The sequence below is a fragment of the Paraburkholderia franconis genome, assembly GCF_009362735.1.
Taxonomy (GTDB): Bacteria; Pseudomonadota; Gammaproteobacteria; order Burkholderiales; family Burkholderiaceae; genus Paraburkholderia; species Paraburkholderia franconis.
Window position 1 is genome coordinate 59670 of sequence record NZ_WHNP01000018.1, and the last position, 12644, is coordinate 72313.

General features: G+C 64.6%; 13 protein-coding genes. 11 read left to right on the plus strand and 2 right to left on the minus strand.

The annotated features are described in order from the left end of the window. Positions 1–69 precede the first annotated feature (69 nt). From GCT13_RS20325 to GCT13_RS20335, 3 genes are all read left to right on the plus strand, one after another. Entirely contained in the window at positions 70–492 is a 423-nt protein-coding gene (locus GCT13_RS20325) for an ArsR/SmtB family transcription factor (RefSeq protein ID WP_152760949.1), read from the plus strand. Further along, positions 399–827, plus strand: coding sequence for an SRPBCC family protein (locus tag GCT13_RS20330; protein ID WP_152760951.1), 429 nt, complete (start codon positions 399–401; stop codon positions 825–827). Before GCT13_RS20325 ends, GCT13_RS20330 begins: the two co-directional genes overlap by 94 nt. Before the next feature lie 73 nt (positions 828–900). Continuing rightward, the gene (locus GCT13_RS20335; RefSeq protein WP_152760953.1) at positions 901–1674 is read left to right on the plus strand and encodes a DUF899 domain-containing protein; all 774 of its coding nucleotides are present in this window, start codon (positions 901–903) and stop codon (positions 1672–1674) included. A 39-nt stretch (positions 1675–1713) separates the two neighbouring features. On the opposite strand, the gene GCT13_RS20340 is transcribed toward GCT13_RS20335, so the two are convergent. Together GCT13_RS20340 and GCT13_RS20345 are read right to left on the minus strand one after the other, a co-directional pair. Then, entirely contained in the window at positions 1714–1896 is a 183-nt protein-coding gene (locus GCT13_RS20340; RefSeq protein WP_152760955.1) for a hypothetical protein, read from the minus strand. Between the two features lie 146 nt (positions 1897–2042). Next, complete coding sequence (locus GCT13_RS20345; protein WP_152760957.1) at positions 2043–2948, minus strand: NAD-dependent epimerase/dehydratase family protein; 906 nt, start codon at positions 2946–2948, stop codon at positions 2043–2045. 389 nt (positions 2949–3337) lie between these two features. Here GCT13_RS20345 and hutH point away from each other — a divergent pair, with 389 nt between their 5' ends. From hutH to GCT13_RS20385, 8 genes are all read left to right on the plus strand, one after another. Then, positions 3338–4861, plus strand: a complete 1524-nt coding sequence (gene hutH / locus GCT13_RS20350; RefSeq protein WP_152760959.1) for a histidine ammonia-lyase — start codon at positions 3338–3340, stop codon at positions 4859–4861. Between the two features lie 38 nt (positions 4862–4899). Further along, entirely contained in the window at positions 4900–5595 is a 696-nt protein-coding gene (gene hutC, locus GCT13_RS20355) for a histidine utilization repressor (protein WP_152761112.1), read from the plus strand. A gap of 73 nt (positions 5596–5668) precedes the next feature. Beyond that, positions 5669–7357 carry a urocanate hydratase gene (hutU, locus tag GCT13_RS20360; RefSeq protein WP_152760961.1) on the plus strand — a complete coding sequence of 563 codons (1689 nt, stop codon included), beginning with the start codon at positions 5669–5671 and terminating at the stop codon, positions 7355–7357. Between the two features lie 2 nt (positions 7358–7359). Continuing rightward, positions 7360–8004, plus strand: coding sequence for a HutD/Ves family protein (locus GCT13_RS20365; protein WP_321574494.1), 645 nt, complete (start codon positions 7360–7362; stop codon positions 8002–8004). A 57-nt stretch (positions 8005–8061) separates the two neighbouring features. Continuing rightward, the gene (gene hutI / locus GCT13_RS20370) at positions 8062–9279 is read left to right on the plus strand and encodes an imidazolonepropionase (RefSeq protein ID WP_152760965.1); all 1218 of its coding nucleotides are present in this window, start codon (positions 8062–8064) and stop codon (positions 9277–9279) included. 118 nt (positions 9280–9397) lie between these two features. Further along, positions 9398–10801, plus strand: coding sequence for a formimidoylglutamate deiminase (locus tag GCT13_RS20375; protein WP_152760967.1), 1404 nt, complete (start codon positions 9398–9400; stop codon positions 10799–10801). 55 nt (positions 10802–10856) lie between these two features. Further along, positions 10857–11669 (plus strand): N-formylglutamate deformylase, encoded by an 813-nt coding sequence (hutG, locus tag GCT13_RS20380; protein ID WP_152760969.1) that lies wholly within the window; start codon positions 10857–10859, stop codon positions 11667–11669. A 304-nt stretch (positions 11670–11973) separates the two neighbouring features. Next, positions 11974–12636: a hypothetical protein gene (locus GCT13_RS20385; protein ID WP_090861598.1), complete on the plus strand. Its 663-nt coding sequence runs from the start codon at positions 11974–11976 to the stop codon at positions 12634–12636. Positions 12637–12644 lie beyond the last annotated feature (8 nt).

The following is a 12644-nucleotide window of genomic DNA, read 5'->3' on the forward strand; positions in this document are numbered from 1 at the left end:
CCGTCGCAGACGAAACCCGCCCTTGACACCGGCCTTGACACCTCGTGTCAGCCGCCTACACTTAACCTCATGGTTAAGTTTCAAGACGACACGCTCGATCGCACATTCGCGGCGCTGGCCGACCCCACGCGCCGCGCGATGTTGTCGCGTCTGTCCGATAGCGTGGATCTGTCCGTCTCCGAACTCGCCGAACCGTTCGCGATGTCGCTGCCCGCCGTGATGAAGCACCTCGACGTGTTGTCGGACGCGGGCCTCGTCACGCGAACGAAAACGGGCCGCACGGTCGCGTGCCGTCTGTCGGCGGGGCCGATGGAGGAGGCGATGGAATGGCTGCGCCGCTATCAGCGGTTCTGGTCCGAAGCGCTCGATCAACTGGCCGCCTACGTGGAGGAACAGTCATGCCCGACCACCCCAGTCTTACGCTCCATCGACACATCAGCGCGTCCCCGGCGAAAGTCTTCAGCGCGTGGACGGACCCGCAGCAAATCGTGAAGTGGCTGCATCCCGGCGGCTGCAACGTCGTTCACGCCGAGATGGAGCTGAAGGCAGGCGGCCGTTTTCACATGATCATGCGCGCGCCCGATGGCGAAGAGCACGACGTGAGCGGCGTCTTTCGCGAAGTCGCGATGAACGAAAAACTCGTCTATACGTGGGCGTTTCGTTCGACGCCGGAACGTGAGTCCGTCGTCACATTCACGCTGAAGGCGGATGGCTATGGCACGTGGCTCACGCTGAAGCACGAACAGTTCTTCGACGAAGCCGCGCGCGATGCGCATCGAGGCGGATGGTCGGAAGCGCTGGACGGACTCGAACACTATTTCTTGTGAAGGCCGCGCTCGCCTGCATGGAGTGAACGTAGAGCGAATGCAGCGCGAACGGGCCGTGCAACCGGAGGAGCAGATGGAACAGCACAAGATCGTTTCACGCGAAGAATGGCTTGCTGCGCAACGCGCGCATCTCGTCGAAGAAAAGGCGTTCACGCGCGCACGCGACGCGCTTGCGAAAAAACGCCAGGCACTGCCATGGGTGAAAGTCGACAAGACCTATACGTTCGATACGCCCGATGGCAAGAAGACGCTCGCGGATCTTTTCGCGGGCCGCAGCCAGTTGATCGTCTATCACTTCATGCTCGGACCCGACTGGGAGCAGGGCTGTCCCGGCTGTTCGTTCCTGTCCGATCATATCGATGGCGCGCTCGTGCATCTCGCGCATCGCGACGTGACGTATGTGGCCATCTCGCGCGCGCCGCTCGAAAAAATCGAGGCGTTCAAAAAGCGCATGGAATGGCAGTTCCCGTGGGTATCGTCGTTCGGCAGCGATTTCAATTACGACTTCAACGTGTCGTTCACGCCGGAGCAGGAAGCCGAAGGCAAGGTCGTCTACAACTTCGACACGCAGGATTACGCGTGCGACGAACTGCCCGGCATGAGCGTGTTCTACAAGAACGACAACGGCGAAATCTTCCGCACGTTCGCGTCGTATGCGCGCGGCGGCGAGCCGCTGATCGGCACGTATACGCTGCTCGATTATGTGCCCAAGGGCCGCGACGAAGACGAGAACAAGATGATGGGCTGGCTGCGCCATCACGATCGCTACGAAGACGGCGTGACGGGTAAATCGCTCGCGGAAGGGAAAGAGGCGGCTGCGTGCTGCCATTCGGCGGCGCACAAGTGACACGCACGAGCAGTCAACACAGCCGGATCGGGCCCGCGTTTACAGCGACATTTCGAACGCGGGCTTGAGAAAGACTTCGATGGCCATCACGACGAGGCCCATCGAGCCCGAGGCGAGCGTGAGCGTGCCGTATTCGTCGTAACGCGAGTCGTACAGGCACGCGATCACAAACAGAATCGCGAGCAGATTCGTCAGCCAGTCGAAATTGAGTGCAAGCAGCATTGAATGATCCGGGCTCGTGCCGATAGATCAAAATTGTCGTGATCCTGATCGAACGGATTCTAGCGATGCGAGCTTACGGATAAGCAACAGCCGGGCTTGCAGCGTGTGCGCTGGACAACGTTCTGCGCGCGTTTCTACGCGTCCTTCTACGCGTCTTTCATCATGTCGTTTTCGATCCAGTCGATCACCGACGTGCGCGCAGGTTGCCAGCCGAGCAGATCGCGCGAGCGGGTGCCGCGCACGCGGCTATTCGAGCCGAGCCCATACGACGCCATTTCATAGCCCCATTCGGCGATCGCCTGATCGAGCGGCCAGTCTTGCGCGGGACCGAGATGCAGTGCCTTCGCGATGGACGCGCTCATGTCGCGGAACGACGCTTCGCCGCTTTCGACGAAATAGAACGTGCCCGCCGGGCTCTTGTCGAGCGCGAGACGATACAGCTCGACGACGTCGTCGATGAAAACGTTCGACCAGATGTTTCCGCCGCTGCCGACATGCCGCACGACGCCGCTCTTTTGCGCCTGACGCACGAGACGCGGCAACTGCACGCTGGCGCTGCCTTTGACGGCACCATGTCCGTAGATCAGCGTGTTGCACAGCACCGACGATCGGATGCCGCGCTGCGCCGCATCGAGCACGAGCCGGTCGATCGCGACGCGCGGCGCCTTGTCGGCCGTCGGCTCGGGCAGCGCATCCTCCGTGTAGATCTTCGCGTCGCCGCGTTCGCCGCCCGACGCATCGCCGACGATGCTCGATCCGCTCGTATGCAAAAGCGGCTTGCCGGAGCCCGCGAGTCCTTCGATCAGCGCAACGACGGCGCCGCGATGGTCGCTGCTCGCTGCATTGATGACGGCGTCGGCTGCTTGCGCTTGTGCGATCAGCAGGTCGCGGTCGTCGAGCGTGCCGGTTACGGGCTCGATGCCGAGACGTTTGAGTTCGGCCGCATGTTCGGGGTTGCGGATCAGGCCCGTCACGCGATGGCCCGCGCGCACGAGCCCCGCCGCAATCGATCCGCCGATAAAGCCGCTTGCACCTGTCACGAAGATGTTCAAAACGTTCTCCTTGCGAGAAAAGACTTGGGACGGCGTCAGTATGGCGGCGCAAGTCTCTTGCAAAAAGCGTGCGTGTCTCAAATCAATCTTGATTCGAAATCAACAATGTGGCCGCGTGGCGCTCGCGTTGGCTCGCGCGGCAGTTTTTGTCCGCTTGCCAACGCGCAGACCCGACGTGTATATACAAGTTATCGGCGTCGGCTCCGCGAGGCGCTGAACCGGAAGTGCCAATTAGCAAAGGGCACGAAGCAGCGAAAACTGCGAAATCCATGCCAGATCGCCTTGCCTGCTCTAATGGAAACCCCTTATCCGAATCCGCGAAATTTGAGTTGTATATACAAGCTGGCGCCGCTACACTTCTCGAAATTGTATAGACAGGAACTCACACCATGATCCTCACGCCCGGCTCCCTGACTCTGCCCCAACTGCGCCAGATCGCGCACGAACAGGTGACGTTGCAACTCGATCCCGCGAGCTTCGCGGCCATCGACGCCTGCGCTCAAGCCGTCGCGGACATCGCCGCCAAGGGCGAGCCGGCGTACGGCATCAACACGGGCTTCGGCCGCCTCGCGAGCACGCATATTCCGCACGATCAGCTCGAACTGCTGCAGCGCAATCTGGTGCTCTCGCATGCCGTCGGCGTCGGCGAGCCGATGTCGCTGCCCGTCGTGCGTCTGCTGATAGCGCTCAAGCTGTCGAGCCTCGGCCGCGGCCACTCGGGCATTCGCCGCGAAGTGATGGACGCGCTGATCAAGCTGTTCAACGCCGACGTGCTGCCCGTGATCCCCGTGAAGGGCTCGGTCGGCGCATCGGGCGACCTCGCGCCGCTCGCGCATATGTCGGCCGTGCTGCTCGGCGTCGGCGAAGTGTTCGTGAAGGGCGAGCGCTTGCCGGCGACGGAAGGCCTGCGCCTCGTTGGCCTCAAGCCGCTGACGTTGCAAGCGAAGGAAGGCCTCGCGCTGCTGAACGGCACGCAGGCATCGACGGCGCTCGCGCTCTACAACATGTTCGCGATCGAAGATCTGTACCGCACCGGCCTCGTGGCGGGCGCGTTGTCGGTCGATGCGGCAGCGGGTTCCGTCAAGCCGTTCGACGCGCGCATTCACGCGCTGCGCGGGCATCAAGGCCAGATCGATGCAGCCGCTTCGTATCGCGCGCTGCTTGACGGTTCCGCGATCAATCTGTCGCATCGCGATTGCGGCAAGGTGCAGGACCCGTACAGCCTGCGCTGCCAGCCGCAGGTGATGGGCGCGTGCCTCGACCAGATGCGCGCGGCCGCGCAAGTGCTGCTCGTCGAAGCGAACGCAGTGTCCGACAACCCGCTGATCTTCCCGGACACGGGCGAAGTGCTGTCGGGTGGCAACTTCCACGCTGAACCCGTCGCGTTCGCGGCCGACAATCTCGCGCTCGCCGCATCGGAAATCGGCGCACTGGCCGAGCGCCGCATCGCGCTGCTGATCGACGCGACGCTGTCAGGTCTCCCGCCGTTCCTCGTCAAGGATGGCGGCGTGAACTCGGGCTTCATGATCGCGCACGTGACGGCGGCCGCGCTCGCATCCGAGAACAAGACGCTGGCTCACCCCGCATCCGTCGATTCGCTGCCCACGTCGGCGAACCAGGAGGACCACGTGTCGATGGCGACCTTCGCCGCGCGCAAGCTCGCCGATATCGCCGACAACACGGCGAACATCCTGTCGATCGAACTGCTCGCTGCCGCGCAAGGCGTCGATCTGCGCGCGCCGCACAAGACGAGCCCCGCGCTGCAAAAGGTGATGGACACGGTGCGTGCGCACGTCGCGCATTACGAGCTCGACCATTACTTCGCGCCGGATATCGCGGCGATTACGAAGCTCGTGCAGGACGGCACGATCGCGGCGCACAGCCCGTTCTCGTTCGTCTCCGAGCAACGCTAAACCACTTGCACAGCGACAGAGCGAGAGCGATGCCCAGCATGAACGCACCGGCCTATCAGGGAATCAAGGACTTCATCCTCGCCCGCATCCACGCGGGCGAATGGAGCGAAGGGCACCAGGTTCCATCGGAGAACGAGCTTGCGCGCGAGTTCAACGTCGCGCGCATGACGGTCAACCGCGCGTTGCGCGAACTGACGGCCGAGCAGGTGCTCACGCGCGTTCAGGGCTCGGGCACGTTCGTCGCGCGGCCGAAGTACGAATCGACGCTGGTGGCGATCCGCAGCATCTCCGATGAGATCGTCGCGCGCGGCCATCAGTATCACGCGAACGTGCTGCACGTGGGCGCCGCGATCGCCGACGAAGAGCTCGCCGCTGAAATGCAGGTGAGCGCGGGCAGCCCGATCTTTCATTCGCGCGTGCTGCACTTCGAGAACGACGAGCCGGTGCAGCTCGAAGAACGCTGGGTCAATCCCGCCGTCGCGCCCGAGTACGCGTTGCAGGACTTCACGAACACGACGCCGAACCAATACCTCGTGCGCGTCGCGCCGCTGCAGCGCGTCGAGTACCGCATCGAAGCGTCCGCGCCGGACGCCGACACGCGCCGGCTCCTGACGATGGACGACACCGAGCCGTGCCTCGTGCTGCATCGTCGCACGTGGTCGCAGAGTGTGGTCGCGTCCATCGCGAACCTGTGGCATCCGGGCAACCGTTACCGGTTCACCGGCCACTTCTGATTCCGTTTCCGTTCGATCCATTCGCTCAGTCATCACCTCAGTCATCACTGTTACTAGCGCTTCCGAGGGCAACATGAACAACCCGAAACACATCGACCCGCGTCTCGACCCGACCCGCACGATCCGCGCGCCGCGCGGCAGCGAGAAAACCTGCAAGACCTGGATCGCGGAAGCCGCGTACCGGATGATCCAGAACAACCTGGATCCGGAAGTGGCCGAGCATCCGCATGCGCTCGTCGTGTACGGCGGCATCGGCCGCGCGGCGCGCAACTGGGATTGCTTCGATCAGATCCTCGCATCGCTGAAAGACCTCGAAGAAAACGAAACGCTGCTGGTGCAATCGGGCAAGCCCGTCGGCGTGTTCCGCACGCATGCCGATGCGCCGCGCGTGCTGCTCGCGAACTCGAACCTCGTGCCGCACTGGGCAAACTGGGACCACTTCCACGAACTCGACCGCAAGGGCCTGATGATGTACGGCCAAATGACGGCGGGTAGCTGGATCTATATCGGCAGCCAGGGCATCGTGCAGGGCACGTACGAGACGTTCTTCTCGGTGGCGAACCAGCACTTCGACGGCAATCCGAAGGGGCGGTGGATCTTGACGGGCGGCCTCGGCGGCATGGGCGGCGCGCAGCCGCTCGCGGCGACGATGGCGGGCTTCTCGATGATCGCCGTCGAATGCGACGAGACGCGCATCGATTTCCGCCTGAAGACGCGCTACGTCGATAAAAAAGCGAAGACGCTCGACGAAGCGCTCGCGATGATCGACGAAGCGAAGCAAGCGGGCACGCCCGTTTCGATCGGCCTGCTCGGCAATGCCGCCGATGTGTTCGCGGAACTCGTGAAGCGCAACATCACGCCCGACTGCGTGACCGACCAGACGAGCGCGCATGACCCGATTCACGGCTACCTGCCGCAAGGCTGGACGATCGAAGACTGGCGCGAGCGCCAGAAGACGGACCCGCAGAGCATCGTGACGCCCGCGAAGCAGTCGATGGCCAAGCAGGTGCAGGCGATGCTCACGCTGCAGCAGCGCGGCGCGGCGACGCTCGACTACGGCAACAACATCCGTCAGATGGCGCTCGAAATGGGCGTGCAAAACGCGTTCGATTTCCCAGGCTTCGTGCCCGCGTATATCCGTCCTTTGTTCTGCGAAGGCAAGGGGCCGTTCCGCTGGGTCGCGCTGTCGGGAGACCCCGAGGACATCTACAAGACGGATGCGAAGGTCAAGGAGCTGATCCCCGATGATCCGCACCTGCACAACTGGCTCGACATGGCGCGCGAGCGCATCGCGTTCCAGGGCCTGCCGGCGCGTATCTGTTGGGTCGGCGTGAAGGATCGCTATCGTCTCGGTCAGGCGTTCAACGAAATGGTCAAGAAGGGCGAGCTGAAGGCGCCGATCGTGATCGGCCGCGATCACCTCGATACGGGATCGGTGGCGAGCCCGAACCGCGAAACGGAAGCGATGAAGGACGGCTCGGACGCCGTCAGCGACTGGCCGTTGCTCAACGCGTTGCTGAACACAGCGGGCGGCGCATCGTGGGTGTCGCTGCATCATGGCGGCGGCGTCGGCATGGGCTTTTCCCAGCATGCGGGCGTCGTGATCGTCGCCGACGGCTCGGACGCCGCGCATGAGCGCCTTGGCCGCGTGCTGTTCAACGATCCCGCGACGGGCGTGATGCGTCACGCGGACGCCGGCTACGAACTCGCGCAGAAGACGGCGCGCGAAGCCGGCCTCAAGCTGCCGATGCTGGGCCGCTGATCGTGAGCGCGACGTCATCGTCCGCAAGCGTGTCGCTGATCCGCGGCGCGGATCTCGTGGCGTCGCCGTGGAAGAACGGCGGCGGCGTCACGCGCGAAGTCGCGGCTTATCCAGCGGGCGCGGCGCTCGATGCGTTCGTGTGGCGCGTGAGCGTCGCCGATGTCGGCGCGGCCGGTCCGTTCTCGCGCTTCGCGGGCATCGACCGGACGCTCGTGCTGCTGTCGGGCGCGGGCATGCTGCTCGACGAAGCGGACGGTGCGGACGAAGCGGACGGTGCGCAACGAGTGGCGCATGCGCTGCGCGAGCCGCTCGACATCGCGCGCTTCAAAGGCGAGACGGCCATCGACGCGCGCCTTGTCGACGGCCCGACGCGCGACTTCAATCTGATGGTGCGGCGTGGCGCGGCAACGGGCGACGTCGCGATCTGGCGTGACGAAGCGCGCGCGCAACTCGATGCCGACGTCGTGCTGCTGTTCTGCGCGCAAGGCTCGCTCGATGTCGCGCTCGGCGGCGATATGAAAGCAGCCACGCTTACGTCCAACGACACCTTGCGCATCGACAACGCACGCGCATTGCGATGCGTGGTCGAAGGGCAGGGCGCGTTGCTCGTCGTCAGCATTCGCTATACGGGCAGGTCGCAAGCCTGAACCTGCCTTGAACGCAATGGTCCTGCCCTCAACAGACTGCCTTCGACGACATCCGCAATGAAGCCAACCGTCTGGAACCATCTCAAGCTCTGCGCGCAGGGCAACCCCAACGAAACGATCGACGATGCCGCGATCGCCGTCGAGAACGGCCGTATCGCGTGGCTCGGCGCGGCGCGCGAACTGCCCGCGCAGTATGCGGCCTGGCCGCGCGAAGACCTGGGCGGCGCGTGGGTGACGCCGGGCCTCGTCGATTGCCACACGCATCTCGTGTACGGCGGCCAGCGCGCCGACGAATTCGCGCAGCGTCTCGCAGGCGTGAGCTACGAAGAAATCGCGAAGCAGGGCGGCGGCATCGTGTCGACGGTGCGCGCGACGCGTGCCGCCGACGAGGCATCGCTCTTCAGTCAATCGGCGGCGCGGCTCGAACCGATGCTCGCCGAAGGCGTGACGGCCATCGAAATCAAATCCGGCTACGGGCTCGACCTGCAAACCGAGCGCAAGATGCTGCGCGTCGCGCGGCAACTGGGCGAGCGTTATCCCGTGACCGTCTACACGACGTTTCTCGGCGCGCACGCGCTGCCGCCGGAATTCGCGGGCCGCGCGGACGACTACATCGATGAAGTGTGCGAGCGCATGCTGCCCGTGCTCGCCGACGAAGGACTCGTCGATGCCGTCGACGTGTTCTGCGAGCGCATCGGCTTTTCGCTCGCGCAGAGCGAGCGCGTGTTCAACGCTGCGGCGCGGCGCGGACTGCCCGTCAAGATGCACGCAGAGCAGTTGTCGAACAGCGGCGGCACGGCGCTTGCCGCGCGTCATCGCGCGTTGTCGGCGGATCATCTCGAGTTTCTCGACGAAGCGGGCGTCGCCGCAATGAAGGAAGCGGACACCGTCGCCGTACTGCTGCCGGGCGCGTTCTATTTCATCCGCGAAACGCAGTTGCCGCCGCTCGACCTGCTGCGCCGCTACGAGATACCGGTTGCGATTTCGACCGACAGCAATCCGGGCACATCGCCCGCGACCTCGCTGCTGCTGATGATGAACATGGCGACGACGCTCTTCCGGATGACCGTCCCCGAAGTGCTGCAAGGGGTGACGCGCCATGCAGCGCAGGCGCTCGGCAAAGCGGATACACATGGCGCGCTCGCGGTCGGGCGTGCCGCCGACTTCGCGGTATGGTCGGTTCAATCGCTCGCGGAGCTCGCGTACTGGATCGGGCGTCCGCTGTGCGAGCGCGTCGTGCGCGGCGGTGAGACGGTATATACGCGTCGCGTCTGATCCGCGCGCGGGAACACGCGCACAGGCGCAAAAACACGCCCGGAAACACGCACACGCACAGACGCACGCACAGGCACGCGATCACAAGCACGCCAACGCAACGACAGCCCAATACGATATGACTCAAGCCACTCAATCGCTTTTCGCCGATCACGCGTTCTTGCCCGAAGGCTGGCGCCGCGATGTGCTGCTGCAATGGGACGCGCACGGCGCGCTCCTTTCCGTCATGCCCGACGCGCAAGCGCCCGCAGGCGTCGCGCGCGCGGGCGGCCCCGTCTTGCCCGGCATGCCGAATCTTCATTCGCACGCGTTTCAGCGCGCGATGGCGGGCCTCACCGAATACCGCGCCGTATCGGACACAGGCGCTACCGACAACTTCTGGAGCTGGCGCGACCTGATGTATCGCTTTGCCGCGCGCATCACGCCGGAAGGACTCGCGTCGATTGCGCAATGGCTCTACATCGAAATGCTGAAGGCGGGCTACACGTCCGTCTGCGAGTTCCACTACGTGCACCACATGCAGGACGGCAGCCGCTATGCGAACGCGGCCGAACTGGCGCAGCGCGTCGTCGATGCGGCTGGCTCGAGCGGCATCGGCATCACGATGCTGCCCGTGCTCTATCAATACGCGGGCTTCGGCGCACAGCCGCCGCGCGACGATCAGCGCCGCTTCATCAACACGCCGGAGAGCCTGCTTGCGCTGCTCGATACGCTGCGCGGCGCGCGCCCCGAGCATGGCGCGCTGCGTTACGGCGTCGCGCCGCATTCGCTGCGCGCCGTGTCGAACGATACGCTGCGCGCGCTGCTCGATGGCCTCGACGCGATGTCGCCGGGCGCGCCCGTGCACATCCATATCGCCGAGCAGACGGCGGAAGTGGACGCGTGCATCGAAACGGAAGGCGCGCGGCCCGTGCAATGGCTGCTCGATCGCTTCGACGTCGACGCACGCTGGTGTCTCGTACACGCGACGCATATCGATGCCGACGAAACCGCTGCGCTCGCGAAGAGCGGGGCTGTCGCGGGCCTGTGCCTGACGACGGAAGCGAATCTCGGCGACGGCGTCTTTCCCGCGCACGACTATCTCGATCAGAACGGACGCATCGGGGTCGGCAGCGACAGCCATATCGGCGTCGACTGGCGCGCGGAACTGCGGCTGCTCGAATACGGCCAGCGCCTGTCAAAACGGCAGCGCAACGTGCTCGCGTCGGCGGACATGCCACGCGTCGCGGACCGCCTGTTCGCTGCGTCGCTGGAAGGCGGCGCGCTCGCGACGGGCCGCGCCGTCGGCGCGTTGCGTGCAGGCGCGCGCGCCGATTTCATCGTGCTCGATGCGAATCATGCGAGCATCGCGGAGCATGCGAGCGACGCGTGGCTGTCGGGTGTCGTATTCTGCGAGCATGGCGAGACGCCCATTCGCGATGTGTACGCGGGGGGCGCGAAGGTCGTCGATGACCGCAAGCATCGCGACGAAGAGCGCGCGTATGCGCAATACCGCGCGGCGCTTTCAGAACTGCTGAAATGAAGCCAACCGCCGGCGTTCTTGCTGGCCCGAATCAACTTTGAGAAGCACTGACGACATGACTGCGACGCACACCTTGCCTGTCTTCTCGCTGCATCGGGGAAGCCTGCCGATGCTGATCTCGATCCCGCATCTGGGCACGCGCATTCCCGACGACATCGCCGCGACGATGACGCCCGTCGCCGTGCGCACCGACGATTGCGACTGGCATCTCGACCGTCTGTATGCGTTTGCGAAACGCATGGGCGCATCGATTCTCGCGCCCACTTACGCGCGCTACGTGATCGACCTGAACCGTCCGCCCGATGGCGCGAACCTCTATCCGGGGCAGGACACGACGGGGCTCCTGCCCGTCGATACCTTCGACAAGGAGCCGCTCTATCGCGACGGCCATTTGCCCGACGACGCCGAAGTCGCGCGCCGCCGCGACGCGTACTGGAAGCCGTATCACGAAGCCTTGCAGGGCGAGCTTGCCGCACTGAAGGCGCAGCACGGCAACGTACTGCTGTGGGAAGCGCACTCGATCCGCTCGCAGGTGCCGCGCTTCTTCGACGGGCGGCTGCCCGATTTCAACTTCGGCACGTCGAACGGCGCGAGCGCAGTCGAAGGGCTCGCCGAAACGCTGGCGAATATCCTCAAAGGGCACGGTGGCTATACGGCCGTTGCAAACGGCCGCTTCAAGGGCGGCTATATCACGCGGCACTACGGACAGCCCGCGCAGAACGTGCATGCCATCCAGCTCGAACTGTCGCAGATCACGTACATGCAGGAGCAGATGCCGTACGCCTACGACGAAGCGCTTGCCGCGAAGGTCGAGCCGCTGCTCGAAACGCTCGTCAAGACGGCGCTCGAACGCGTCGTGGCCGCCTGATCCTCCTTCTTGCCCGCCACACGGCGACATCCATGTGGCGGCGTCTCCTTCGTGCGGAACGCCGCTTGCTTTCGGCAGTCAATTCCTGAGTGAGGTGCGCGCGTCTGGTGCGCGCCACTGTTGTCTTTGCGCCGCAGCGTTCGGGCGAATCCGGTTGCGCGCCACATGGCGATGCGACTATCTTTGTCGAACACAGTGCCTGGGCACGCGCGTTGCGCCGCGGGACCGTCCGGCGAAGCATCACGCATCGGCGCGGCGTGCGCTGCATGCGCTAGCAGCGAGACTGACGAAGGAAGACCCAGCGATGGAATATTCCGACGAATACCTGCTTCCTGTCTGGCGAACGAATCTGGCCTTGCTGACGCGTGAGGTCGGCGCATCGACGCGTCTCGCGCGGATGATGACGTTCTCCCCGTCGTACCTGAAGCTGATGCTCGCCGGCCAGCGCGATTTCAGCGAAGAGTTCGTGCGCGGCGTCGAAGCGGTGACGGGGCTGCCGCCCGGCTGGATGGATACGCCGCATGAATCGCACGACGTACCCGACAATGCGCGCGATGCAATCGACAACGAAACGCCGCTTGCCCGCTTTCGCGGCACAGCGCATCCGGTGCGCAAGAAGTCGGTGCTGCGTCCGCCGGAGCCGATCTTCGGTCAGCAGCCGCAACGCCGTCCCGAAGACGACACTCACGAAGCCGAACAGCATCGGCGTCAGGCGCACTTTCGCAAGGTGCGCGATCTCGCCGTGCAGGAAGTGCGGCGCTTCGAACGCTATCTGACGCATCCACCCGTCGAGCTGGCGTCGGTGCGCGCGAAAGTCGAAGACGTGATGGCTGCCGCCGATCTCGACGAACGGATCGATGCCGATCTCGCCGGCCGTCTCGAACAGATCGACAAGCACCGCCATATGCTGCTGCGTCATACAGAGCGCTTGCACGCGCTGCTCGCACAGCTAGGCGAAGACGACTGACCGCGTCG